This is a genomic window from Pseudomonas sp. 25 R 14 (assembly GCF_900004755.1).
Classification (GTDB): Bacteria; Pseudomonadota; Gammaproteobacteria; order Pseudomonadales; family Pseudomonadaceae; genus Aquipseudomonas; species Aquipseudomonas brenneri.
In genome coordinates this window covers 63,576-89,098 of record NZ_CVTS01000046.1, presented here as the reverse complement: position 1 = coordinate 89,098, position 25,523 = coordinate 63,576, and the positions used below count along the sequence as shown (strand labels likewise).

Annotated in this window: 24 protein-coding genes; 8 read left to right on the top strand and 16 right to left on the bottom strand. The window is 59.9% G+C overall.

Annotated elements, in window-relative coordinates; genetic code table 11:
- Window positions 1–57: 57 nt before the first annotated feature.
- From BFQ03_RS15760 to BFQ03_RS15740, 5 genes are all read right to left on the bottom strand, one after another.
- Window positions 58–501 carry a hotdog fold thioesterase gene (locus BFQ03_RS15760; protein WP_065943518.1) on the bottom strand — a complete coding sequence of 148 codons (444 nt, stop codon included), beginning with the start codon at window positions 499–501 and terminating at the stop codon, window positions 58–60.
- Between the two features lie 30 nt (window positions 502–531).
- Window positions 532–2,199: an AMP-binding protein gene (locus BFQ03_RS15755; protein ID WP_065943517.1), complete on the bottom strand. Its 1,668-nt coding sequence runs from the start codon at window positions 2,197–2,199 to the stop codon at window positions 532–534.
- A gap of 174 nt (window positions 2,200–2,373) precedes the next feature.
- Entirely contained in the window at window positions 2,374–2,823 is a 450-nt protein-coding gene (sixA, locus tag BFQ03_RS15750; RefSeq protein ID WP_032859218.1) for a phosphohistidine phosphatase SixA, read from the bottom strand.
- A complete protein-coding gene (locus BFQ03_RS15745; protein WP_032859216.1) occupies window positions 2,820–3,167 on the bottom strand; it encodes a DUF4389 domain-containing protein in 348 nt (115 codons plus the stop codon). Before BFQ03_RS15745 ends, sixA begins: the two co-directional genes overlap by 4 nt.
- A 10-nt stretch (window positions 3,168–3,177) precedes the next feature.
- Complete coding sequence (locus BFQ03_RS15740) at window positions 3,178–4,203, bottom strand: NAD(P)H-dependent glycerol-3-phosphate dehydrogenase (RefSeq protein WP_032859214.1); 1,026 nt, start codon at window positions 4,201–4,203, stop codon at window positions 3,178–3,180.
- A gap of 195 nt (window positions 4,204–4,398) precedes the next feature.
- Here BFQ03_RS15740 and BFQ03_RS15735 point away from each other — a divergent pair, with 195 nt between their 5' ends.
- The 5 genes from BFQ03_RS15735 to fabB all read left to right on the top strand — a co-directional run bounded on the left by BFQ03_RS15735 (window position 4,399) and on the right by fabB (window position 11,347).
- Window positions 4,399–6,519, top strand: a complete 2,121-nt coding sequence (locus BFQ03_RS15735) for a TonB-dependent receptor plug domain-containing protein (protein ID WP_065943516.1) — start codon at window positions 4,399–4,401, stop codon at window positions 6,517–6,519.
- Between the two features lies 1 nt (window position 6,520).
- On the top strand, window positions 6,521–7,453 hold the full coding sequence (locus BFQ03_RS15730) for an ABC transporter substrate-binding protein (RefSeq protein WP_032859211.1): 933 nt from the start codon (window positions 6,521–6,523) through the stop codon (window positions 7,451–7,453).
- Window positions 7,450–9,351 (top strand): ATP-binding protein, encoded by a 1,902-nt coding sequence (locus BFQ03_RS15725; RefSeq protein ID WP_032859209.1) that lies wholly within the window; start codon window positions 7,450–7,452, stop codon window positions 9,349–9,351. The genes BFQ03_RS15730 and BFQ03_RS15725 overlap by 4 nt, the downstream gene beginning before the upstream one ends.
- Window positions 9,352–9,599: 248 nt before the next feature.
- Window positions 9,600–10,115 carry a 3-hydroxyacyl-[acyl-carrier-protein] dehydratase FabA gene (gene fabA, locus BFQ03_RS15720; protein WP_032859207.1) on the top strand — a complete coding sequence of 172 codons (516 nt, stop codon included), beginning with the start codon at window positions 9,600–9,602 and terminating at the stop codon, window positions 10,113–10,115.
- Window positions 10,116–10,126: 11 nt separating this feature from the next.
- A complete protein-coding gene (gene fabB / locus BFQ03_RS15715) occupies window positions 10,127–11,347 on the top strand; it encodes a beta-ketoacyl-ACP synthase I (RefSeq protein WP_032859205.1) in 1,221 nt (406 codons plus the stop codon).
- Between the two features lie 180 nt (window positions 11,348–11,527).
- On the opposite strand, the gene BFQ03_RS15710 is transcribed toward fabB, so the two are convergent.
- The 3 genes from BFQ03_RS15710 to BFQ03_RS15700 all read right to left on the bottom strand — a co-directional run bounded on the left by BFQ03_RS15710 (window position 11,528) and on the right by BFQ03_RS15700 (window position 14,829).
- Window positions 11,528–13,153: a methyl-accepting chemotaxis protein gene (locus tag BFQ03_RS15710; RefSeq protein ID WP_065943515.1), complete on the bottom strand. Its 1,626-nt coding sequence runs from the start codon at window positions 13,151–13,153 to the stop codon at window positions 11,528–11,530.
- Window positions 13,154–13,292: 139 nt separating this feature from the next.
- On the bottom strand, window positions 13,293–13,757 hold the full coding sequence (locus BFQ03_RS15705) for a DUF3859 domain-containing protein (protein ID WP_032859199.1): 465 nt from the start codon (window positions 13,755–13,757) through the stop codon (window positions 13,293–13,295).
- A 67-nt stretch (window positions 13,758–13,824) separates the two neighbouring features.
- The gene (locus tag BFQ03_RS15700) at window positions 13,825–14,829 is read right to left on the bottom strand and encodes an amidohydrolase family protein (RefSeq protein ID WP_032859197.1); all 1,005 of its coding nucleotides are present in this window, start codon (window positions 14,827–14,829) and stop codon (window positions 13,825–13,827) included.
- A gap of 141 nt (window positions 14,830–14,970) precedes the next feature.
- On the opposite strand from BFQ03_RS15700, the gene BFQ03_RS15695 reads away from it, so the two are divergent.
- Complete coding sequence (locus tag BFQ03_RS15695; protein ID WP_065943514.1) at window positions 14,971–15,387, top strand: OsmC family protein; 417 nt, start codon at window positions 14,971–14,973, stop codon at window positions 15,385–15,387.
- A gap of 64 nt (window positions 15,388–15,451) precedes the next feature.
- Window positions 15,452–16,318: a pirin family protein gene (locus BFQ03_RS15690; RefSeq protein WP_032859193.1), complete on the top strand. Its 867-nt coding sequence runs from the start codon at window positions 15,452–15,454 to the stop codon at window positions 16,316–16,318.
- A 46-nt stretch (window positions 16,319–16,364) separates the two neighbouring features.
- Here the strand turns inward: BFQ03_RS15690 and BFQ03_RS15685 are convergent, their stop codons facing one another.
- From BFQ03_RS15685 to BFQ03_RS15670, 4 genes are all read right to left on the bottom strand, one after another.
- Window positions 16,365–17,093 carry a dienelactone hydrolase family protein gene (locus BFQ03_RS15685; RefSeq protein WP_065943513.1) on the bottom strand — a complete coding sequence of 243 codons (729 nt, stop codon included), beginning with the start codon at window positions 17,091–17,093 and terminating at the stop codon, window positions 16,365–16,367.
- A 187-nt stretch (window positions 17,094–17,280) separates the two neighbouring features.
- On the bottom strand, window positions 17,281–19,185 hold the full coding sequence (gene htpG, locus BFQ03_RS15680; RefSeq protein WP_032859654.1) for a molecular chaperone HtpG: 1,905 nt from the start codon (window positions 19,183–19,185) through the stop codon (window positions 17,281–17,283).
- An 89-nt stretch (window positions 19,186–19,274) separates the two neighbouring features.
- Window positions 19,275–19,739: a PaaI family thioesterase gene (locus BFQ03_RS15675; RefSeq protein WP_032859188.1), complete on the bottom strand. Its 465-nt coding sequence runs from the start codon at window positions 19,737–19,739 to the stop codon at window positions 19,275–19,277.
- Window positions 19,736–20,212: a PaaI family thioesterase gene (locus BFQ03_RS15670; protein ID WP_032859187.1), complete on the bottom strand. Its 477-nt coding sequence runs from the start codon at window positions 20,210–20,212 to the stop codon at window positions 19,736–19,738. The genes BFQ03_RS15675 and BFQ03_RS15670 overlap by 4 nt, the downstream gene beginning before the upstream one ends.
- 158 nt (window positions 20,213–20,370) lie before the next feature.
- On the opposite strand from BFQ03_RS15670, the gene BFQ03_RS15665 reads away from it, so the two are divergent.
- The gene (locus BFQ03_RS15665) at window positions 20,371–20,622 is read left to right on the top strand and encodes a hypothetical protein (RefSeq protein WP_032859653.1); all 252 of its coding nucleotides are present in this window, start codon (window positions 20,371–20,373) and stop codon (window positions 20,620–20,622) included.
- A 124-nt stretch (window positions 20,623–20,746) separates the two neighbouring features.
- Here BFQ03_RS15665 and BFQ03_RS15660 read toward each other — a convergent pair whose 3' ends face one another.
- The 4 genes from BFQ03_RS15660 to sucC form a co-directional block, all read right to left on the bottom strand.
- A complete protein-coding gene (locus tag BFQ03_RS15660) occupies window positions 20,747–21,487 on the bottom strand; it encodes a DUF599 domain-containing protein (protein WP_032859185.1) in 741 nt (246 codons plus the stop codon).
- 201 nt (window positions 21,488–21,688) lie between these two features.
- Window positions 21,689–23,002, bottom strand: a complete 1,314-nt coding sequence (brnQ, locus tag BFQ03_RS15655) for a branched-chain amino acid transport system II carrier protein (protein ID WP_065943512.1) — start codon at window positions 23,000–23,002, stop codon at window positions 21,689–21,691.
- A gap of 416 nt (window positions 23,003–23,418) precedes the next feature.
- Window positions 23,419–24,300 carry a succinate--CoA ligase subunit alpha gene (gene sucD, locus BFQ03_RS15650; RefSeq protein ID WP_032859181.1) on the bottom strand — a complete coding sequence of 294 codons (882 nt, stop codon included), beginning with the start codon at window positions 24,298–24,300 and terminating at the stop codon, window positions 23,419–23,421.
- Complete coding sequence (gene sucC, locus BFQ03_RS15645) at window positions 24,300–25,466, bottom strand: ADP-forming succinate--CoA ligase subunit beta (RefSeq protein WP_003233235.1); 1,167 nt, start codon at window positions 25,464–25,466, stop codon at window positions 24,300–24,302. The genes sucD and sucC overlap by 1 nt, the downstream gene beginning before the upstream one ends.
- Between the last annotated feature and the right edge of the window lie 57 nt (window positions 25,467–25,523).

The window sequence follows — 25,523 nt, the reverse complement described above, 5'->3', positions numbered from 1 at the left end:
GCCCGGCCGCCACAGCAATGACTGTAACTGCCAGGAATGATGACACTCACGCCACGCCTATCGCGCCGGCGGGTTTTCGCCCAGGGGCACCACGGCCATGGTCAGGCGCGATACGCAACTGGCCTTGCCCTCGTCGCTGGTCAGGCGAATATCCCAGACATGAGTGGTGCGCCCGATATGGATCGCCCGGGCCACCGCTGTCACCCGCCCGGAACGCAGGCCGCGCAAGTGGTTGGCATTGATTTCCAGACCCACGCAATAGAACTTGCTGGCGTCGATGCACAGGTAGCTGGCCACGGAGCCCACTGTTTCGGCCAACACCACCGAGGCCCCGCCGTGCAGCAGCCCATAGGGTTGATGGGTGCGATGGTCGACCACCATGCTCGCGGTCAGGGATTCGTCGTCGAAGCTCTCGAAGCGGATATCCAGCACTTCACCAATGGTGTTTTTCTGTCTGGCGTTGATTTGCTCGATGTTGGGAACGGTGCGCCACAGGCTCATTGCAGTGTCCTTATTGATTTTATTGAATGCTCAATCCTGCCACAGCACGGCCTCGGAGCGCGCGCTCCAGGCCTGGAACTGTGGGCCGTAGGTTGACTCGATGACGTTGCGCTTGATCTTCAGGGTCGGCGTCAGAAAGCCGTTTTCCACCGCCCAACTGTCTTTCACTACCACCAGTTGACGCAAGCGCTCATGTTTATCCAGCGCCTGGTTGACCTCCTCCAGCAAGCGCTCCAGGCTGCCGTGCAATGAATGCCGGGCCTCGCTGGCGGCCTCCTGCAGGCCCACCGCAGACAGTACGCACAAGCCCATCGGTGCGCTCAGGCCATCACCGACCACGCACACCTGTTCGATGCGCCCATGCTCCGCCAGGCGGTTTTCGATGGGCGCCGGGGCGACGTACTTGCCCTTGCTGGTCTTGAAGATCTCCTTGAGACGCCCGGTCAGGCGCAAGCGGCCTTCGCCATCCTGCTCGCCCTTGTCACCTGTGCGCAGGAAACCGTCCTCGGTGAGGGTCTCGGCGGTTTTCTGCGGGTCCTTGAAGTAGCCGAGCATGGTCGCGCCGCTGCGCACCTGGACTTCGCCGGCCGGATCAATGCGCACCTCCACGTCCGGGCACGCCAGGCCGATCCAGCCGATCTTCTGCTGGCCGGGGCGACAGACATGGGAATAGCCACAGCTTTCGGTCATGCCATATACCTCCAGCACATCCAGGCCCAGGCGCAGGTACCAGCGCAGCAGCGCTTCGGGCACTGGCGCGGCGCCGGACAGGGCCACCCGCACCGCGTCCAGCCCAAGGCCGGCGAGGACTTTGTGGCCAACCCGCTTGCCGATAAACGGCAGACGCAAGAGCCATTCCAGGCGTTTTTCCGGGATTTTTGCGTAGACGCCCATCTGGAACTTGGTCCAGATCCGCGGCACGCCAAACAAGGCCGTGGGCCGGGCGCGTTGGAGATCGGAGAGGAACGTGTCGAGGCTTTCGGCAAAAAACACGGTTTGCCCGGTGTAGATCGAGGCCATTTCGACAAACATGCGCTCGGCCACATGGCACAGCGGCAGGTAGGACAGCAGGCGGTCGCCCTCCCCCAGGCCAAACAGCTCGGTGCCGCGGGTCGCCGCAAACCCCAGGCCGCCGAAGGTGTGCATCACGCCTTTAGGCAAGCCGGTGGTGCCGGAGGTGTAGATGATGGTGGCCAGATCTGTGGCCGCCGGCGCAGGGTCATCCTGGATCGGCGAGCAGGCTTGCAGGTCGGCCCAGGTGAAATCGAACTGGCCCTCGGGGCACAGCGGCAGGCTGATAGTCGCAAGCCCGGCCTTGACGCCCGGGGCCATGGCCGGCCAGTCGTCGAGCTTGCCGATAAACACCAACGCCGCCTCGGAGTGCTCCAGCACATGGGCCACGGAGTCGGCGGTAAGGTTGGGATACAGCGGCACCGAGACATGCCCGGCCATCCAGATCGCCAGGTCGGCGATGATCCAGTGCGCGCAGTTTTTCGAGATCAGGGCAATGTGCGAGCCCTGGGGCAGTTCACGAGCGCGCAGCCAATGGGCAGCGCAACGTGCCTGATGGCCGACCTCGCCCCAGGTGAGGGTCTGCACCTCGCCGCCACCAATGGGCTGGACCAGGAAGCGCTGGCGCGGATGGCGCGCCTCACGTTCAAAGAAGACCTGCAGCGGCAAACGAAAAGCGACAGACATGGGACGCGCTCCTGTGTGTTCAGATGGCAGCCAACCAAGCACTTGCTTGGTTGACTATTCCATGCACAAAGGAGCACTGCAAGTTCCTTGCAGGCATAACACAATCAAACGGTGGAAAATACTTATTTGGGAAAGGGCCCGCTCCCACAGCTTGATTGTGTTGTGCCTGAAAAATCAGGGGTTTTTGACGCTATTGAGGCTCATCAACCCCGCCAACGGAAAGTCCCCTTCCAGCTCCGCCAGGCTGGCGGTGTGCATCGGCTGGGGCTGGCGCTGGTGACCGTGCTGCAAAAAGCTGATCAGGTTGCCCACCAAGGGTTGATGGCTGACCAGCAGCACATTGTCATCGGTGTCGAGTTTCTCCAGCACTTGCAACGGATTGCCATCCGGCGTCAGCCACGCAGCCGTGCGAATTTCAGGAGCAAAGCCCAACGCCTCACGCACCAGTTGCGCGGTCTGCTGCGCCCGCACGTAGGGGCTGGCGATGATGGCCTTGATGTCAGCGCCGATCAGGTGGGCAGCGCTATGCAACGCCTCCTGGCGACCACGCTCGGTCAGGTTGCGCTGGGCATCGCTCGGCGCATGGGACTCGGCTTCACCGTGACGCAATACCCACAGTTTCATAGCTTGGGCTCTTCATCACGCACCGGGTGCGGGGCCGGCGGCACGCTGTGGGCGGCCTCGCCTTCCGGGGCGCGCGCGGTTGGCCAGTCGGCGAAGGGCCAGGGTTTCTGCTCGCTGTGGAAGCTGCCAAAACGGCCAACCTGGGCGAGGAACTGGCTGAGGCTGTCGCCAAAGTTCATCAGGCCCAGGTTCGGCGCGCCGTAGATCAGGCGGTAGATCAACTGCACCACCACCAACGCCCCGAGGAGGAACTGGGCCACTTGCCAGACCAGGGCAAACACCAGCATCCACAGGATGCGCAGGCCGATGGATTCATACTTGGGTGCTGTTTTCGGATCGTTCATCGCGCGTTCCTCAGTTGAAACCACTGGTGGAAATAAAGTCGACATCGGTCTTGGGTTCGGCCCTCATCAGCAACTCGATGACCTGGTTCAAGGTGCGCCCTTCGAACAGGATCGCGTGCAGGCCGGCGACCAACGGCATATAGACCCCGGTTTCCTGGGCCTTGGCCTTCAGTACTTTGAGGGTATTGACCCCTTCGGCCACTTCACCGAGGCGGGTGACGGCGTCTTCCAGGCTTAGGCCCTGGCCCAGGGCGAAACCCACCTGATAGTTGCGGCTTTTGGGTGACGAACAGGTGACGATCAGGTCACCGACTCCGGCCAGGCCGAGGAAAGTCATGGGGTTGGCACCCTGATTGACCGCAAAGCGGGTCATTTCCGCCAGGGCGCGAGTGATCAGCATGCTCTTGGTGTTTTCGCCCATGCCCAGAGCCACGGCCATGCCGGCGATAATGGCGTAGACGTTTTTCAACGCGCCGCCCAGTTCCACGCCAAAGCGGTCGGCACTGGCGTAGACCCGGAAGGTACGGCCATGCAGCACCGCCTGCACGCGCTCGCACAAAGCCTCGTCTTCACTGGCGACCACGGTCGCGGTCAAGGCATGTTCAGCCACTTCGCGTGCCAGGTTCGGCCCGGAAAGCACACCGATACGGGCCTGGGGCGCGATTTCCTCAAGGATTTCACTCATCAGCTTGAAGGTCTGGGCCTCGATGCCTTTGGTCAGGCTGACCAGCATCTTGCCCGCCAGCCGCTCGGCATGGGGTGCCAACACCGTGCGCAGGGCGCTGGAGGGCAACGCGACAAAGCATAGGTCGCAGTCATCCAGGGTGGCCTGCAGGTCGGTGACCGGCGTGACCGCCGCATGAATCTTGATACCCTTGAGGTAACGCGGGTTCTCCCGGTTGACCCGGATGGCCTCGGCCTGTTCGGGATCGCGCATCCACTGGCGCACCTGATGGCCGTTTTCAGCCAGTAGATTAGCCACGGCGGTACCAAAACTTCCGCCTCCCAGGACCGCAATTGGGCGCTGTTCAGTCATATGCAATCCGTTAATCCATACCAGTGGCGATGGCGGCATTATACGGGCCGACCTGACGGCGACCAGCCCTTCTGTGATTTCCCACGATTGTCGGAAAATGGCCGAATGGACCACAGTAATTGCGATAGCGCCGACTGGCAAAAGCGCTCGCCTCAGTTAACATGGTCGGCTATCCGTAATTATCAAGGCCGTGCCGTGTATTTGGGCCCTCCTCCTCGTTCATCTCTGTTACTGGCGCTGCTGGTCAGTACGCCGTTGCTGGCCGACGATTTGTTCCTCGACAACCAGCCGCTGCCCCAAGTCCTGACGGCAACCCGGCTCAAGCAGTCGGCCGCCGCCGTGCCTGGCAGCATGACGGTGATCGACAGCGAATTGATCAAGGCCAGTGGTGCACGCGATATTGCCGAGCTGCTGCGCCTGGTGCCGGGGATGATGGTGGGCTACACCTCGGGCAACCAGGCCGCCGTCAACTACCACGGCACCAGCGCCAACGAAGCGCGGCGCATGCAAGTGCTGATCGATGGCCGCTCGGTGTACCGCGCCGGCCTGGCCACCGTGGACTGGAGCGACATTCCAGTCGCCATGGAAGATATCGAGCGGATCGAAGTGTTCCGTGGCCCCAATACCGTCAGCTATGGCGCCAATGCGCTGATGGCGGTGGTCAATATCCTCACTCGCTCGCCGGCCAACAGCCTGGGTACCCGGATGAAAATGACCCGGGGCGAGCGCGGGATCAACGACTGGTATGCCAGCCAGGGCCTGGGCTGGGACACCGGCAACCTGCGACTGTCGCTGTCCGGGCAACAGGATGATGGCTTTGACAGCGACCGGGTCGGCGCCGACTACCGCGACAGCCGGCGGCTCAGCCGCTTCAGCCTGGCGGTCAGCCAGGTGCTGAACCAGCAGCAGAGCATCGACTGGCAACTCAACGCCAAGGAAGGGACCAATCAGCGGCCATACACCTACAAGCCAGTGTTCGCCGGGATTACCGACGGTGGCACCGACTCCGACGTCACCGCCAAGGACTACGCCGCATCCCTGCGCTGGAACTTCGACTTCAACCCCGATCACAGCCTGTATATCCAGGGTTCGGCGCAACAATGGGACCGTCGGCAGGTCTGGAAAGCCTGCGACGCCAAGGTGTCGTTCAGCCCGCAGTTGACGCAACTGTGGCAGATGAACCCCAACTACGCCGAGCAGTTGGCGCGGCACATAAAGGACTATGAAAACGGCAGCCCACCGCCAGGCTCTGCCGCCGAGCAGGCGCTGGCCGAAGAGGTCCTGAAGCAATGGAATAACGGCGGCAAGGAAAGCGTCTGCGGCAATATCGACCAGAGCACCAAGGAAAGCCGCTACGACCTCGAAGTACAAGACACCCTGAGCCTGTCCGACAGCCTGCGACTGGTCAGTGGGATGAATTACCGCTACGACCGCGCCGACTCTGACACCTATTTCAATGGCACCTTGGACGACACCACCTGGCGCCTGTTCGGCCATCTGGAATGGCGGGCCAGCGAACACTGGTTGTTGCAGGGCGGGGCGATGTACGAAAACACCCACTTGAGCGGTAACTCGCTCACGCCCAGGGTTGCGGTCAATTACCTGATCAACCCGCGCCACGGGTTGCGCGCGGTGTACTCCGAAGCGATCCGCTCGCCGGACATGTTCGAGAACAACGTCAACTGGAGCTACCGGGTCACTGGCCTCAGCTCCCCCGCCTACGGGCAGACAACCGGCCAGTATTTCGTCAAGACCCGCGGCCCGGGCAACCTCGACAAGGAACTGATGCGCTCCCGGGAGTTGGGCTACAACGGCTTTTTTGCCGATAGCGGGCTGAACCTCGACATCAAGCTGTTCTATGACGAAATCACCGGCATGATCAGCGAGCCCCTGCGCAATAACCAGTACATTGCCAGCAACAGTAACCGCTCACGGTTTGCCGGCGCCGAAACCCAACTGGACTGGCACGTCAGTAGCGCCGACCGGCTACGCCTGACCTATGCTTACGTCGATGCCAGCGCCAGCAACCCGCTGGACCAGCAACAGACCGCGCGCAACAGCGGTTCGGCCGGCTGGATGCGCGAGTGGGGGCATGGCTGGTCCAGCGCGCTGTTCTATTATGGGGACGATGCACTTAACCAATATCGCTTTGAACGGGTCGACATGCGGGTCGCCAAGCGCATCGCCCTGGGCAAGGCCAACCTGGAGCTGGCCGGCATGCTGCAACAACGCCTCGATAACCAGCCCACCACCCAGATCGACAACAACTACGACCAACGCCATGTGCTCTACTTCAGCGCGGAGTTAGAGTTCTGACATGACCCCTGCCCAGTCAAGGATGACCGCCCTTCCCGGCACCAGGTTCTGGCGCCGCTGCCTGCTGCTCGCCAGCCTGGCATTGGCCATGCCCGCGTGGAGCGCCGAAATCCTGCTGACCGCCGCCCAAGACAGCCCTGGCGTGCAGGCCTTTGCCCAGGCCCTGCGCGTGCAACGCCCCGTTGATGAGGTCACCTTCAAGGCGCTGCAAGACATGCCCGCACCCGGTCAATTGCCGGCCAGCACCCGCCTGATCCTGCTGGACTTGCCCAGCCTCGACTGGCGCCTGCAGGACACCCAGGGCCCGGCGACGCTGGTGCTGCGCATCAGCCGCCTGCAAGCCCGCCAACGCCTGGGCAACCATGTGCCCGGCAAGATCAGCCTGCTGTGGAGCGACCCGTCCCTGGACCGGCAGTTGCGCCTGATCGCCAATATCTTGCCCCAGGCCCAGCGCATTGGCGTGTTGTACGGCAACGACAGCGAGTTCCTGCTGCCGGAACTGCGCCAGCATGCCACGGCCCTGGGCCTGGAAATCGTCGCCCAGCCCTGGGACAACATTAATGACAGTCGCCCTCTGCTCAGCCTGTTTAAAAGCAGCGATGTGTTACTGGGCCTGGATGATCCAAAGCTATACAACCCGAAGACCGTGAAAAACCTGCTGTTGAGCAGCTACGCCAGGCAATTGCCGCTGATCGGGCCCAACGCCGGTTTCGTGCGGGCCGGCAGCCTGGCCAGTACCTACAGCGACCAGGCTGACTGGCTGGATGTGCTCAACCGCCTGCTCGATCACCCGCCGGCCGGCTGGCCGCGCTCGCTGTACCCGGAACACTTCAAAGTCGTGGGCAACCCGCAAGTGGCGCGCTCGCTGGGGATCGAACAGGTGGACGAGACCGCCGTCGCGACCCGATTGGCCGAAGGGGAGAAACACCCATGACCTTGCGTCGCCGTTGGGATATCAATACCCGAACCCAAATCATCACCCTGGGCCCGGCCCTGTTGCTGACACTGCTGCTGATCAGCTTCTTTACCTTCGTGCGGATCCAGGACCTGCGCCAGGAACTGGACCACACCGGCCAGTTGATCGCCAACCAACTGGCGCCAGCCACCGAGTATGGCGTGATCTCGGGCAACAACGACGTGCTCGACAGCCTGCTGCGGGCGACCCTGGCCACGCCGCATGTGCGCTTCCTGGAAATCCAGGACAGCGCAGAAAACATCCTGGTCTATGTCGAACAACCCACGGAAAAGCATGACCGCTCGTTGTCGGTAAAAATCTTCCAGGCCCCGATTCGCTTGCAGCATATCCAGCTGGGCAACGACTTTTTCCAGGACAACACCGCGCAGCCCAAGGCCCCCAAGGCCGACTATCTGGGCCGGGTGATCGTCGGCATGTCCAACGACGCCTTCAGTCAGCGCCAACAGGAAATCCTCTTCAAGGCCGGGATCCTTGCGTTGTTTGCCCTGCTCTTTACCTTCCTGCTGGCGCGGCGCCTGGCTGCCAGCCTGTCGCAACCGATCAGCGCCATGGGGCATGCGGTCAAGGCAATCCAGCGGGGCGACTACAAAACCCCACTGCCAATTGTCGATGACTCCGAACTGGGTGACCTGTCCCGCCATATCAACAACCTGGCCGAAGGCTTGCACCACGCCAGTCGCGAGCAGCAGCAAGCCATGGCCCAGTTGATCCAGACGCGCGAGGAAGCCGAGCGTGCCAACAGCGCCAAATCCGACTTCCTGGCGATGATGAGCCACGAATTGCGCACGCCGATGAATGGCGTACTGGGCATGCTGCAATTGCTCGAAACCACCTCCATGACCGACGAACAGACCGAGTACGCCGCACTGGCCTCGGAGTCCACCGAACACCTGCTCAAAGTCATCAACGATATCCTCGACTTCTCGCGTATCGAACGCTCGGCCCTGGAGCTGGAGCATATTCCGTTCAATCTGGTTGACCTGATCAACAGCTGCGCCCAGGCGTTCCAGCACAGCGCCATACAGCGCGGATTGGTCCTGGAGTTGCCAATCCCGCCGGGCATGGAAGCGTTGCGCGTGCAGGGTGACCCGACGCGGATCCGGCAGATCCTGGTGAACCTGATCGGCAATGCACTGAAGTTCACCGAACAGGGCACGGTCAGCGTCGAGCCCAACTGGCAAACCCTGGACCATGAACTGCTGTGGTTCACCTGCACGGTACGCGACACCGGGATTGGTATTTCGGCCGAGCGCCTGGAGCTGATGTTCGACGCCTTTCAACAGGCTGACAGCTCTATCTCCAGGCGTTACGGCGGTACCGGCCTGGGCCTGCCGATTGCCCGCACCCTGGCCGAGCGGATGGGCGGCACCCTGCGCGCCCAGAGCGAAGAAGGCCTGGGTTCGGTGTTCACCCTGGAAATCCCGCTGGCGATCTACCAGCAAAGCCTGCCGCAGATTGCTGCGGACACCCCGCATAAAGCCAGCGCCGGTGACGGCCGCAATGTGCTGCTGGTGGAAGACAACCCGGTCAACCGCACCGTGGTCGAGGCCATGCTGCGCAGCCTGGGGTTCGAGGTGAGCATCGCCACTGATGGCGCCGAAGCGATTCGCAGTGCCGAAAGCCTGATTTTCACGGCGATTTTGATGGATTGCCGACTGCCGGTGATCGACGGCTATGAAGCCACCCGTCAGATTCGTCAGCTGCCTGGCTGCGCCGACCTGCCGATCATTGCCCTGACGGCCAATGCGTTACAGGGCGATCGCGAAGCGTGCCTGGCCGCCGGGATGAACGATTACCTGGCCAAGCCGTTCAAACGTACGGATTTGCAGCAAATCCTACAGCGCTGGGTGCATTAGATGGGCATCATCAGCCAACTGCGACTGGCGTGAAAGGCGAAAGTGCGGCAGTCTTAGGCACCCGAGCGGGCCCATAAATAAGCCCGGTTTAAAATTTCAGTGCACAAGTGTACATTCATGTCCTTGATGCTGTGACTTTCACTACAACGCAATAGTCTACCTGTAGGCTGCCGACGTGAGGCAAGCACGCTTCAGTCGGTCGGGAAGATTTACCCGGCCCTGCCGCATGGGATTATTGAGGAGCTCGCATGACCAAACAAAACGCCTTTACCCGGGAAGACCTGCTGCGCTGCAGTCGCGGTGAGCTGTTCGGCCCAGGTAACGCGCAACTGCCCGCCCCGAACATGCTGATGGTGGATCGCATCACCCATATCAGCGAAGAGGGTGGCAAGTACGGCAAAGGTGAATTGGTCGCCGAGCTGGATATCACCCCTGACCTGTGGTTTTTCGCCTGCCATTTCGAAGGCGATCCGGTCATGCCGGGCTGCCTGGGCCTCGACGCCATGTGGCAGCTGGTCGGTTTCTACCTGGGCTGGCAAGGCCTGCCGGGCCGCGGGCGTGCCCTGGGTTCGGGCGAAGTGAAGTTCTTTGGCCAGGTCCTGCCGACCGCCAAGAAAGTCACCTACAACATTCACATCAAACGCGTTCTCAAGGGCAAGCTGAACCTGGCCATCGCCGATGGTTCGGTCACTGTCGACGGGCGCGAGATCTACACTGCCGAAGGCCTTCGGGTCGGCGTGTTCACTTCCACTGACAACTTTTAAGGGTTATCCGCATGCGCCGCGTCGTTATCACTGGTCTGGGCATCGTTTCGTGCCTGGGCAATGACAAAGAGACCGTCACCGCTAACCTGCGTGCAAGTCGCCCTGGCATCCGCTTCAACCCGGAATATGCCGAAATGGGTCTGCGTAGCCAGGTTTCCGGCTCCATTGACCTACCACTCGAAGAACTGATCGATCGCAAGATCTATCGCTTCGTCGGCCACGCAGCAGCCTATGCCTACCTGGCCATGAAAGACGCGATTGCCGATTCCGGCCTGAGCGACGACCAGGTGTCCAACGTGCGTACCGGCCTGATCGCCGGCTCCGGCGGCGCGTCGACCTTGAACCAGATGGAAGCGCTGGACATCCTGCGCGAGAAAGGCGTCAAGCGCGTCGGCCCGTACCGCGTCACGCGGACCATGGGCAGCACCGTTTCTGCGTGCCTGGCCACTCCATTCCAGATCAAGGGCGTGAACTACTCGATCTCCTCCGCCTGCGCCACCAGTGCTCACTGCATTGGGACTGCGGTCGAACAGATCCAGTTGGGCAAGCAAGACATCGTGTTCGCCGGTGGCGGTGAAGAAGAGCATTGGAGCCAATCGTTCCTGTTCGACGCGATGGGCGCGCTGTCCACTCAGTACAACGAAACCCCGGAAAAGGCCTCCCGTGCCTACGACGCCAAGCGTGACGGTTTCGTCATCGCCGGCGGTGGCGGCATGGTCGTGGTCGAGGAGCTGGAACACGCCCTGGCCCGTGGCGCAAAGATCTACGCGGAAATCGTCGGCTACGGCGCGACTTCCGACGGCTACGACATGGTTGCGCCAAGCGGCGAAGGTGCCATTCGTTGCATGCAGATGGCCATGGCCACCGTTGATACGCCAATCGACTACCTGAACACCCACGGCACCTCCACTCCAGTGGGCGATGCCAAGGAAATGGAAGGCGTACGTGCGGTATTCGGCGACAAGGCACCGGCCATCAGCTCCACCAAGAGCCTGTCGGGTCACTCCCTGGGCGCCGCTGGCGTGCACGAAGCGATCTACTGCCTGCTGATGATGGAAGGCAACTTCATGGCGGGTTCGGCCAACATCGACGAGCTGGATCCAGCCGTTGCTGATATGCCGATCCTGACCAAGACCCGTGAAGATGCAACCATCAACACCGTGATGAGCAACAGCTTCGGCTTCGGTGGCACCAACGCTACCCTGGTACTGAAACGCTGGCAGGGCAAGTAAGCCCCGCAGGTTGATCATGTGAAAACGCCCCGACTGGTTCGGGGCGTTTTTTATTGGGCGGGTTTACCAGTAGACCGAGTCGTCTTCATCGCAGGCAAGCCAGCTCCCACATTGACTGTATTCGCAAATCAAAATGTGGGAGCTGGCTTGCCTGCGATAGCATCAACCCGGTTTAAAGCCCTACACCGAAAACCGCGCCACCATGGTGTTCAGGTCTACCGCCAACCGCGACAACTCCTGGCTCGCCGCACTGGTCTGGTTGGCGCCCGCCGACGTCTGCATCGCCAGGTCGCGAATGTTCATCAGGTTGCGATCCACCTCCCGTGCCACCGCCGCCTGCTGCTCCGAAGCGCTGGCAATCACCAGGTTGCGTTCGTTGATCAGGGTGAACGCCGAGGCAATTTCCTCCAGCGCGGTGCCCGCCGACTTGGCGATATCCAGGGTCGAACGCGCCCGGCTGTTGCTCTGCTGCATCGAGTTGACCGCCTGATCGGTGCCCTGCTGGATCCCGCCGATCATCTGCTCGATTTCCTGGGTCGATTGCTGAGTACGATGAGCCAGGGCCCGCACCTCATCAGCGACCACCGCAAACCCGCGCCCGGCCTCACCAGCCCGTGCCGCCTCAATCGCCGCGTTAAGCGCCAGCAGATTGGTTTGCTCGGCAATTGCGCGAATCACATCCAACACCTTGCTGATGCCGTATACCTTCTGCGCCAAGTCCTCGACCTGGGTGGCATTGGCCGTCACGTCATCAGCCAGCGACTCGATCGACAGCACCGTCTGATGCACTTGCTCACGCCCTTGCTGGGCAATGCGATCGGATTCGCGCGAGGCCTGCGAAGTGGCCACCGCATTACTGGCCACCTCCTCCACCGCCGCCGTCATCTGATTGACCGCCGTGGCAGCCTGTTCGATTTCCTGGCTTTGCTGGTGCAGGCCACGGGTAGCGTCTTCGGTGACACAACTGAGCTCCTCGGAAGCGGAGGCCAGTTGGTTGGAGGAATCGGAAATGCGCCGGATCGTCTCACGCAGGTTTTCCTGCATGCTCTTGAGCGCCTGCTGCAGGCGCGCCGGCTCGTCCTTGCCGCTGACGGTGATCTCGCCGGTCAAGTCGCCGCTGGCCACTCCCTGGGCGACCCTCACCGACTGCGCCAGTGGCAACACGATACTACGGGTCAACAGGACGGCCAGACCGATGGTAATCAACGCGGCCATGGCGATCATGCCGATCACCCAGATCCGCGACTGGCTGAATACCTGCTGCGCCAAGTCTGCCGCCTGGTTGGCGCTGACCTTGTTGAGGATGACCAACTCGCCCAGGGTACCGGCCAAGGTATCCGCCAGGTGATTCATCTCGCCATTGACCACCTTGAGCGCGTCTTCCAGCTGATTCTGCCGGGAAAACGCCATGACCTGCTCCTGGCGTTGCAAATACTGTTGCTGCTCAACCTTGAAGCGGTCGAACAGCACCTGGTCTTCGGGCAGGACAATCAACGCTTCATACAGCTTCTGTGCGGTATGCAGCTGCTTTTTGATATCGAGGATTTTTTGTTCATTCTGGGCCACCGCCTGAGGATCGCGGTTAATCAGCAGACGCAAGGTCAAGGCGCGTATCCGCAGCAGGTCCTGATTCATTTCGCCGGCCGCCATCACGCTGGGCAGCCAGTTGGTTTCCACCTGGTCCGACTGCTCGCGCATGTTGGCCATTTGCATCAAGGCGAACCCGCCCAGTACAAACACCATCAACGCCAACAATCCAAAACCCAGGCCTGCACGAGGAGCGATATTGAGACTTCTGATACTCATTGCTCGGATTCCTTTCAAGAGCGCTGCATCCACCTGCAGCGGGTTGCTCATGAAAGGTATCGGCGTCTTCGACTTTTTGCGTAAGACGAAAACGCGATATCAAAACGCCTTTATCTACCGACCCTATAACTGTAGCGATTCAGCGCACGGTAAAGCTCTTCTGGGTCAGCAGGCGATCACCCTGGAACACCATGAATCGCCACTCGCCCGGCACCACTTCGTGGCTTTCGGTGAACTCGTAGGCCATCACGTCCTGAGGCGCGCCAGGCACCAACTTCTGGGTCACTTCGAATTTGTCATGCCGCTGGCCGTCGGCCGTGCGGATGCCTGGAGTGAAGTAGAGCAAGGTCAGCGGCGTGTCTTCGGCGACCTTGCCAAGCAACTGGTAACGCAGGCCAAACTTAGTCCCCAGCTTGGCCGGCACCACGGTGGTGGCCTGGATCTGCTCGTTGCTGCGGCGCAACACGCGCTCGCCCGACTGCAGCTCGGCTTTCGGGCCTTCAAACACGCCGAATTCCACCGGGCCTTCGATACGGACTTCGGCGCTGGCCATGCCGCTGATCATCATCAATGCCGCCAGGGCGCTTAAACGGGTGAGGTGCATAGTGGGCTCCTTGGATTAGATGGCGGGAGCTTATGACACCGGTATGACCGGACGATGACAAACCCGATCAGCGAGGCTTGGGCAAAATCGCCAGGAAATTGTCCCGCGCGACTTTTCGCGCAACGTCTTGCGGCAAAGCATCAAGGAAGGGATTGAAGCTGCGCATTTCCTTACCCAACTTGTTGAAGCGCCCTACAACATCAGAACCCAGCATAAAGCGCTCCGGAAAGCGCTCTACCAGCGCCAGCCATTCGGCTCGGGGCTTTCCCGCCTCGTCCAGCAGATAAGGCGTGAGCATGCTCCAGGACAGGTCGATATACAGGTTGGGATAAGCCTCCAGCATGCGACTCAAGGTGGGCAGCAGGAAATCCAGCTGCGTCTGGTGACGGTGGATCTCCATGCTGGTGCCGGCATGGGCCCAAATGAACCGAGTGTGCGGATGATTGCGCAGCGGCGCTTCAATCTCTGCCAGGTACAGGGGATTGCGCTCGCGCTTGGACGTGATATTGGAATGCACCAGCACCGGCAGGTCGTTTTCGGCGGCCAGGTGATAGATCCGCGTCATCGCCTCGTTGTTCGCCCGCGGGGTATCGCCTGAGGTCAGGGCCGTCAGGTCATCGTGACGGGTGAACACCTCGCCAATGCCCTGCCACAGCCCAGGATAGAGGTCCAGCATGCGCTGGATATGCGCCTCGGAGTTCTTGTCATTGGGGTTGAAGCCGCTCAAGAAGGGATGAAAATGCTGGCGTTGCTGCGGGGTCAGCTTGTTGACCGCTGCGGCGACGATCACATCGGTGGCGCTGTACCAATAGGCATCGGCGTCATCGCCGGCGTAGTAGCGCGGGCGCTTGGGTTCGTCTTCATGCCATTTCTTCGCCACCGGGACGCCGGAAATCATCACGTGTTCGATACGGTTATCGGCCATGGCCTTGAGCAACTTGTCCATGCCCGCCGTCTCCTGGAAGAAATCGACGTAATGCAGGTGCGCGTCACTGTAGGCATAGTCGCGAGCCTGCACGGCAAGGCTGCTGGCGGCGAGCAACAGGGCAATACTCAGGCGGGTCCAGGGCACGATAAAACCTCAATCCAGGGGCAAGTCAGGTAGACCGCAGGCATTGCACGGGGGTTCACCGCGCAAAAAATGCGGAACACTCAAGTGCCAGCATGCTCTATAACTGCATGACCTTCATCCTGCCACCTTCCGAGGTTTGCCATGCCTGTTATCGTCAATACCCTGAATGCCGACAACTTTCGACACAGCGTCAACATCAATCAGCATGAGCTGTTTACCGACCTGCCCAAGAGCCTGGGTGGCGACGACTCGGCGCCTTCGCCCCACGATTACTTCGACGCCGCGCTGGCCTCGTGCAAAGCGCTGACCGTCAAGCTGTATGCACAGAAAAAGGATATCCCCCTGACGGGCGTGACCGTGGAAGTCACCCACGACAGCACCGAAGAGCAAAAGGGCAAATACAAGCTCAACGTCAAGCTGACCCTCAAGGGCGTGCTGACTGATGCCCAGCGCGATGAACTGCATCGTGTGGCGGACAAGTGCCCGGTACACAAGCTGATGACCACCGCCGAGATCAGCATCGAGACCCGACTCTCGGAAGGCGCCTTCAGCCAATAACACCGATTTCCTGCCGGGCGGGTTATGCTCAAACCCATCTAACCCGCTCAGACAGGGATGCACCATGACCACCGTGACTGTAATTCGCCCACGCGCCGAAGATGTCGAGGGGCAGCCTATCCTGCGCCCCCTGCCCTCGCGGGAATGCCGCAGCGTCGGACCTTTCGTGTTCTTCGACCATATGCTCGAAACCCGCTACGCCCCTGGCAGCGGCATGAATATCCGCCAGCATCCGCATATTGGCTTGTCGACACTGACCTACTTGTTTGAAGGCGAACTCCTGCACAAGGACAGCCTCGGTTCTGATCAGGTGGTCAAGGCCGGTGACGTCAGTTGGATGACTGCCGGCAGCGCGATTGCCCACGTCGAGCGCACGCCTGACGCCCTCAAGGCCAAGGGTTTCAACCTGCATGGCCTGCAAGTGTGGCTGGCGTCGCCCAAGGCACACGAGCAGGGACCGGGGCATTACAGCCATCACCCGGCGGCGAGCCTGCCGGTCAGTGACAACCTCGGCGTAAGCATCCGCCTGATCGCCGGCAATGGGTTTTGCCTGGAGTCAGCGGTACCGGTGCTGTCACCGACGCTGTATGCCGAAGTGCAGATGCAGACGGCCACCACCCTGCTAATTCCCGATGAACATGCCGAGCGCGCGGTGTATGTGCTGCAGGGTGATGCGCAACTGGACGGTGAGCCCCTGGAGGCCCATAGCCTGGCGGTGTTGCCGGCGGGCCAGAGCATGGCGCTGTTTGCCGAGACAGAATGCCACCTGGTGATCTTCGGTGGCGCGCCGCTGGATGGGCCACGGCGGATCAACTGGAATTTTGTGGCCAGTGACTCGGCGTTGATCGAGCAGGCTCGCCAGCGTTGGGCGGCAGGGGATTGGCCAACGGTGCCGGGGGAGACCGGCAGAATTGAGTTGCCTGTCAAATAGCTATCGCGAGCAAGCCCGCGATAAGGCCCTAACAGGCGCTGAAGACTCAGCCCTTGAACACTTCATCCAACAGGTTATGCATCGCCTGGAACGCCCGCCCCGCTGTCTTGGCGTCATACATCATCTTGCCTGGCACATTGGCCTGCGGGTCGGTGAACGAATGCACCGCGCCGCCGTAGCTGAGTAATTGCCAATCCACGCCGGCCGCGTTCATCTCATCTTCAAATGCAGGCAGTTGTTCCCTGGGCACCAACGGATCGCTAGCGCCATGCAGCACCAGCACTGAACCCTTGATGTTCTGCGCGTCCGCCGGGTTTGGCGTGTCCAGGGTGCCATGGAACGACACCGCAGCCTTCAACGACGCCCCGGTACGCGCCAGCTCCAGGGAGCAGCAACCGCCAAAGCAAAAGCCAAAGGTCGCCAGTTTCGTGGTATCGACAGCGACTTCGACCTGGCCTTGCAGTTGCTCAAAGGCCGCCTGCATCCGCTTGTTCAGCAACCCACGGTCATTCTTCAACGGCATCATCGCCGCCCCGGCTTCATCGCCATTGGACGGGCGTACGGTTTGCCCGTACAGATCAGCGATCAACACCACATAGCCCTTGCCGGCCACGGCCTTGGCGATCTCTTCGGCGCCTGCGCTGACACCCATCCAGTTCGGTGCCATCAGCAAGCCCGGCCGCGGGCCCTTGTGACTGGCATCGAAGGCCAGGCGGCTTTCATAAGACTGGCCATCAATCTGATAGACCACGGAACGCACAGTGACTTGGCTCATCATTTTCTCCAATTTAGATGGATTGACGATGCTCCCTGTAGGAGCGAGCTTGCTCGCGAAGAACGTCAACGATAACGCGCAAATGCTGAATGAATGCGGTGATCTCACGTTTTTCGCGAGCAAGCTCGCTCCTACAGCAGAGCCAGAACGAAAAACCCCGCCGAAGCGGGGTTTTCTTACAACGTTGTTAAACCGACAACTCAACCAACAGCTTGTTCAGCCGGCGTACATAAGCCGCCGGGTCTTTCAGGCTGTCCCCTGCGGCCAAGGCCGCCTGGTCGAAGAGAATGTGCGACAGGTCGCCAAAACGCTCTTCGCTCTGCTCGCCGTCGAGTTTCTCGATCAACGGGTGAGCCGGGTTGAATTCGAAGATCGGCTTGGAGTCCGGCACCTTCTGCCCGCTGGCTTCGAGGATCTGGCGCATCTGCATGCCCAGGTCCTGCTCGCCGATGGCCAGGATCGCCGGGGAGTCGGTCAGACGGTGGGAAACCCGCACTTCGCTGACAGCATCGCCCAGGGCGGCCTTGATCCGCTCAACCAGGCCTTCTTTGGACTTGGCCACTTCTTCAGCGGCTTTTTTGTCCTCTTCCGAATCCAGGTTGCCCAGGTCCAGGTCACCACGGGCCACGTCGACAAAGCTCTTGCCGTCGAACTCGCTGAGGTAGCTCATCAGCCACTCATCGATACGGTCGGTGAGCAGTAGCACTTCGATGCCTTTCTTGCGGAAGACTTCCAGGTGCGGGCTGTTCTTGACCTGGGCGTAGGTTTCACCGGTCAGGTAGTAGATCTTGTCCTGACCTTCCTTGGCGCGCGCCAGGTACTCGGCCAGGGACACAACCTGCTCGCCGTCTTCGCCCTGGGTGGAGGCAAAGCGCAACAGGCCGGCGATTTTTTCCTTGTTGGCGAAATCTTCTGCCGGGCCTTCCTTCATGACCTGGCCAAAGTTTTTCCAGAAGCCTTTGTATTGCTCAGGCTCGTTCTTCGCCAGTTTTTCCAGCATGTCGAGCACACGCTTGGTCAGCGCCGACTTCATCGAGTCGATGATCGGGTCTTTCTGCAGGATTTCCCGCGACACGTTCAGCGACAGGTCATTGGAGTCGACCACGCCCTTGATAAAGCGCAGGTACAGCGGCAGGAAGGACTCTGCCTGGTCCATCACGAACACACGCTGTACGTACAGCTTCAGGCCTTTGGGCGCTTCACGCTGGTACAGGTCGAACGGGGCACGGGCCGGGACGTAGAGCAGCGAGCTGTATTCCAGCTTGCCTTCGACCTTGTTGTGGCTCCAGCTCAACGGGTTTTCGTAGTCGTGGGCGATGTGCTTGTAGAACTCCTGGTATTCCTCGTCCTTCACTTCAGTGCGAGGACGGGTCCACAGGGCGCTGGCGCGGTTGACCACTTCCCATTCCAGGGCTGGAGCCTCTTCGCCTTCGGCTGCCGCTTGTTCTTTCGGCAGTTCGATTGGCAGCGCGATATGGTCGGAGTACTTCTTGATGATATTGCGCAGGCGCCAGCCATCGGCGAATTCGTCTTCACCGTCCTTGAGGTGCAGCACGATACGGGTACCACGGTCGGCCTTATCGATGGTGGCGATCTCAAATTCGCCCTCACCTTTAGAAGACCAGTGCACGCCTTCGCCAGCAGCGAGGCCGGCACGGCGGCTGAACACTTCAACCTTGTCGGCGACGATAAAGGCCGAATAGAAGCCCACGCCGAACTGGCCGATCAGGTGCGAATCTTTTTTCTGGTCGCCCGACAGGTTCTTCATGAAATCGGCGGTGCCGGATTTGGCGATGGTCCCCAGGTGGGTGATCGCGTCCTCACGGCTCATGCCGATGCCGTTGTCTTCGAGGGTGACGGTCTTGGCGTCCTTGTCGAAGCTCACACGGATTTTCAGCTCGGCGCCACCTTCCAGCAACTCAGGCTTGGACAGGGCTTCGAAACGTAATTTGTCGACAGCGTCAGAGGCGTTCGAGATCAATTCGCGAAGGAAGATTTCCTTGTTGGAATACAGCGAATGGATCATGAGGTGCAGCAGTTGCTTCACCTCGGTCTGGAAGCCCAGGGTTTCCTTTTGAGTTTCCACACTCATGGTCATCAAACTCCAATTGGATGGCAATGGCCGCCCCCGAAAGGGTTGGCGGCGGGTTGTCATCAAAGTTGGGGGCTAAGACCAGGATTTCAAGGGTGGCCCTGCTCCTGAATCTTGAAATGCGCCCGAGCGGTGGCAATGGGCTCGGCCGGGGTGCTTTGCCAGGCGGTGATCGCGACATTGGCCACGCGCCTCCCCTGGCGCCACACCTGACAGGTGGCGTAAGTGTCGCGAAACTGCCCGGCCCGCAGGTAATCCAGGGAAAAGTCGACGATCTTGGGCAAACTCCTTTCAACCCCTGGAGCCTCCGTGGCTACCCATAAATGAAAGGCCGCCGACAGCTCCATAAAGCCTGCGATGACGCCCCCATGGATGGCCGGCAATATCGGGTTACCAATATTGTCCTTGTTGGCAGGCATGCGAAACAGCAACTCATCCCCCAGGCGCGTGCATTCGATGCCGATCAACCGGGCATAGGGGATCAGGTCGAGTAGCGCCTTGTAGTCGCCGCGCTGGTGGGCCTGCTCCATGCGGGTCTTGAATTGGTGTGTCATGCCTGTTCTCCCTTGATGCTGCTGCCAAATCCCCGTGTGCCCTTCAAACGCTTGCCCATGCGCATGAATGTGCCCACCACATGGGCAATCGGTTGCTCGGGGTCATCCTGATAAGCAAAACCACGGGTAAAAATCACATCAGTGGTCACCCGGTAGCATTGGGCAAACCCGAACACCGGCTTGTGCGGCTCGGCCGGGTGCATGTAATCGATGCGCAAATCCAGGGTGGGGCACACTTCAAATTCCGGCAGCACACACAAGGTGGCCATGCCGCAGGCCGTGTCCATCAACGAGGTCAAGGCGCCACCATGAATGATCCCGGTTTGCGGATCGCCAACGATCTGCGGGCTATACGGCAAGAGCAAGGTCATGCCGTCCGCGCTCGCGTCATGCACCTCGATACCCAGTACCTGACAGTGACGCAGGGCTGAGACAAAACGTGCGGCACGCTCTAAAAGGGGGTTATCGGTCATTCGATAAAGACTCTTATTAGTAGTGATCCGGCGAAACAAGTACCCCGGAAGAAAGTTCCTTGGAGAAACGGCTTATATATCTGTGGGATTAAAGGAACTAATACAGGCACCCCATGCTCGAAAGGCCAGTAGATATCTTCAATAAGGAGAAACACCCCATGCGCAAGACTTTCGCTGTTTCCTTGATGTTGGCTGCCGCCCTTGGCCTCGCTGCCTGCGATAAGAAATCCGAGGACAAAGCTCAGGATGCCACTCAGCATGCTGAACAAGCTCAGGAAAAAATGAGCGAAGCTCAGGATAAAGTGAACGACGCTGCAAAAGAAAACGCCGAAGCCGCCAAAGCCCAAGCTGAATCTGACGCAGCCGCGGCTAAAGAAAATGCTCCAGCTACACCTGCAAGCGGTTCCTGATACCGCGGTTTAAATACCATGTTGCAAAAGAAAGCCCGCTTAATAGCGGGCTTTACTTTGTGCGCTGTTTTTGTGAGCAGCCAAACCGGAAAGCCGGACTAAGCAGCCGTAATAAACGATCTAGTCAGGAAGCGGCCTCTTTATTTGCCTCAGGCAAAGGTGCCTCTGTCGGGGTATAAACCATGACTTCCAGAACATCGGAATGAAATTCCCGCCGGTACAGCACCAGCACCACCCCGCTGCTCATCAGCATGAACAGCCAGGGGCTGACAAACCAGGCGAGCATGGTCATGCCGAAGTAATAGGAACGCAGGCCGAAGTTGAACTGGTTGGCGGCCATGGAAATCACCCGCGCCGCCCGCGAGGCAAACGCCTTGCGTTCCTGCTCTGAGACATGCCGCTCACCGACCATCGGCGCCGAGCCAATCAGGATCGCTGCGAAGTTGTACTGGCGCATGCACCAACTGAAAGTAAAGAAGGCATAGACAAACACCAGGGCCAGGCACAGCAGCTTGATCTCCGACATGCCCTGGGACGCCTGTTGCACCATGGGAATATCCGCCAGCAGCGAGACCGCACGCTCCGAGGCCCCGAGCACAGTGAGGATACCGGCAAGGATGATCAGGGTGCTGGAGGCGAAGAACGAAGCGTTGCGCTCCAGGTTGCCGATCACGCTGGCATCGGCGATGCGGTTGTCGCGCAGCAGCATGCGACGCATCCAGTCTTCGCGGTACAGATGCAGCACACTGGCAAGGCAGGCAGTGTCCCGGGCTTTCCAGCTGGCGTAGCGGGTGTAACCGCCCCAGCAGATGACAAACCAGAGCGCGGCAAGCAAGTGGATCAGGTTGGCTTCAACGAACGACATGCGGGTCCTTTACACGATGAGTCTGGCGAACGCAGAACAATGTGGGAGTGGGCTTGTTCCAACATTGTTCTGCGCTCCAACTTTGGAATTTCGTACCCCTTCGACGTTAGTCCACGAAAAAAGACACTGCCCGTCGCCCATAAAAAATGCCCCGGATCGATTGATACGGGGCATTTCGATTTCAGCGTATGTCAGATCGCTTTAAGCGATGGCTTCGCTGCGCTTACCCAGCATGCGGTCAACCCCGAATGCAGCCACCAGGGTAATCACACAAGGTACCAGCCACGCCAGGCCTTGTTCGCTCAATGGCAGGTTAGCCATTTGCGCAGGCATCCAACCGGCCAGGCCAGCGCCCTTGAGAGCGTCGATGGTGCCGAAGATGAACGACACCAGCATTACCGGGCCAAGGATGCGGCCATGCTCATGCCAGAAGTCCTTGCAGAAGCTCAGGGCCACCAGAACGATGCACGGCGGGTAGATGGCGGTCAGTACCGGGATCGAGAATGCAATCAGCTTGGTCAGGCCCAGGTTCGACACCAGCAGCGAGAACGCGGCCAGGATTACCACCAGGGTCTTGTAGGACAGTGGCAACACCCGGCTGAAGTACTCGGCGCAGGCACAGGTCAGGCCTACCGCCGTGACCAGGCACGCCAGGGAGATCAGCACCGCAAGAAAACCGCTGCCCAGGGAACCGAAGGTGTGTTGCACGTAGGCGTGCAATACCGCTGCGCCATTGGCTGCACCGGCGGCCACTTCATGGCTGCCCGAACCAAGGCGGAACAGGCTGACGTAGACCAGCGCCAGGCCCACGCCGGCAATCAGCCCGGCAATGATCGCGTAGCGGGTAATCAGCTGTGGCGACTCGACGCCACGGGAGCGAATGGCGTTGACGATCACGATGCCGAACACCAGCGCGCCCAGGGTATCCATGGTCAGGTAGCCATTGATAAAGCCCTGGGAGAACGGTGCGGCGACGTATTCAGGCGTTGCAACGCCGATATCACCCGCAGGCAGGGCGAAGGCTGCGATCCCCAGGACCGCCAGTGCAATGATCTTCAGCGGCGCGAGGAAACGGCCGACGGTATCCAGCAAACGCCCTGGATACAGGGAGATGAAGAACACCAGCAGGAAGTACACCGAACTGTAGAGGAACAGGGCCAGCGGGCTTTCGCCGGTCAATGGCGCCAGGCCTACTTCGAACGAAACCGTTGCGGTACGTGGCGTGGCGAACAATGGGCCGACAGCCAGGTAGCACGCTGCAGCCAGGATGCCACCGGCGACCTTGCCGATGGGGCTGCTCAAGGCATCCATGCCACCACCAACCTTGGCCAGCGCGATAACGGTAACCACCGGCAAACCCACGGCGGTGATCAGGAAGCCCAACGCCGCCATCCAGACATGAGGCCCGGACTGCAAACCAACGATAGGCGGGAAGATGATGTTGCCGGCGCCCACGAACAGGGCAAAAGTCATAAAGCCCAACGCCAGGATATCCTGGCTTTTCAACACTTTCATTTGAGGAAATACCACACTACTGAATCGGAATTTAGAGAGGGATTCCCTATGGATGAGGGAAATGCTGCCGGCCCTTATGGGGACCGACCGGTCTAGCACGCGGCTTCCTTTTGGGATGCGGGCGCATAAAGAGGCGGCTAGCGTACAGAATTTGCCTGACAAACGCACTGTTGCGGGGCGGACTGTCCGATAAGCGACACTTGAATGTCGCGTTTTCATACTTAATTTGGCAATGCAGTCCACTGTGGGAGCAGGCTTGCTCGCGAATGCGCTGGGTCAGCACTGAATGCATCAACTGATACACCGCATTCGCGAGCAAGCCCGCTCCCACATTTTGATCTTCAGCAACCGGCAGAAAGCACAAAGGCCACCCGAAGGTGGCCTTTGTGTGGTGAAACGTCAGTTAAGCGCGAGGCTTACTTGACAGCCCAGCCAGTCAGCTCGGACAAAGCCTTGCCGATGTCTGCCAGCGAACGCACGGTTTTCACGCCTGCGTCTTCCAGGGCAGCAAACTTCTCGTCTGCAGTGCCCTTGCCGCCAGAGATGATTGCGCCAGCATGGCCCATGCGCTTGCCCGCAGGGGCAGTCACACCAGCGATGTAGGAAACAACCGGTTTGGTCACGTGTGCCTTGATGTAGGCAGCCGCTTCTTCTTCAGCCGAACCGCCGATCTCACCGATCATGACGATCGCTTCGGTCTTCGGGTCTTCCTGGAACAGTTTCAGGATGTCGATGAAGTTCGAACCTGGGATCGGGTCACCGCCGATGCCGACGCAAGTCGACTGACCGAAACCGGCGTCAGTGGTCTGCTTCACAGCTTCGTAGGTCAGGGTGCCGGAACGGGAAACGATACCGACTTTGCCTGGCAAGTGAATGTGACCTGGCATGATGCCGATCTTGCATTCGCCTGGAGTGATCACGCCTGGGCAGTTAGGGCCGATCAGGGTAACACCCAGCTCGTCGCACTTAACTTTAGCGTCTAGCATGTCCAGGGTAGGAATGCCTTCGGTGATGCAAACGATCAGCTTGATGCCGCCGAATGCTGCTTCCAGGATCGAGTCCTTGCAGAAAGGAGCTGGAACGTAGATCACGCTGGCGGTAGCGCCAGTTTGAGCAACAGCATCTTTCACGGTGTTGAACACTGGCAGGCCCAGGTGCTCGGTGCCGCCTTTGCCTGGAGTTACGCCGCCAACCATCTTGGTGCCGTATTCGATGGCTTGCTGGGTGTGGAAGCTACCTTGCGAACCAGTAATACCCTGGCAGATAACTTTGGTGTCTTTATTGATCAGGACGCTCATTATTTGCCCTCCGCAGCTTTGACAACTTGTTGAGCAGCGTCGGTCAGGCTGGTAGCAGCGATGATGTTCAAACCGCTTTCTGCCAGTACTTTAGCGCCCAGTTCAGCGTTGTTACCTTCAAGGCGTACAACAACCGGGATTTTCACGCCGACTTCTTTCACTGCACCGATGATGCCTTCGGCAATCATGTCGCAACGAACGATGCCGCCGAAGATGTTGACCAGTACTGCAGCGACGTTGGAGTCGGACAGGATGATCTTGAACGCTTCGGTAACGCGTTCCTTGGTAGCACCACCGCCTACGTCGAGGAAGTTGGCTGGCTTGCCGCCATGCAGGTTGACGATGTCCATGGTACCCATGGCCAGGCCAGCACCGTTGACCATGCAACCGATGTTACCTTCCAGGGCTACGTAGTTCAGTTCGAACTTGGCAGCGTGCGCTTCGCGCGGATCGTCTTGCGACGGATCGTGGAAAGTCTTCAGCTTAGGCTGACGGTACATGGCGTTGGCGTCGATGTTGATCTTGGCGTCGAGGCAATGCAGATCGCCGTCAGCCTTGATCACCAGCGGGTTCACTTCCAGCAGGGCCAGATCGTGATCCTGGAACAGTTTGGCCAGACCAACGAAGATCTTGGCGAACTGGGCAACTTGCTTGCCTTCCAGACCCAGCTGGAAAGCCAGCTCGCGACCCTGGAATGGCTGAGCGCCAACCAGTGGATCGATAGTGGCCTTGAGAATTTTTTCTGGGGTTTCGTGAGCGATCTTCTCGATGTCCACGCCACCTTCGGTGGAAGCCATGAACACGATGCGACGGCTCGAACGGTCAACGACAGCGCCCAGGTACAGCTCTTTAGCGATATCAGTGCACGATTCAACCAGGATCTTGGTGACTGGCTGGCCATTGGCGTCAGTCTGGTAAGTCACCAGACGCTTGCCCAGCCACTGCTGTGCGAAGGCCTTGGCGTCTTCTTTGCTGCGAACCAGCTTAACGCCGCCCGCTTTACCGCGACCACCAGCGTGGACCTGGGCTTTGACAACCCACTCGGTGCCGCCGATTTTGTCGCAAGCTTCTGCTGCTGCTTCCGGGGTGTCTACTGCGTAGCCCTTGGAAACTGGCAGGCCGTATTCAGCGAACAGCTGCTTACCCTGATACTCGTGAAGATTCATGCTTTTTACCGTCTTCGTTAGGTACTGCGCATTCGGCGCTGCGCTCATTATGAGTGC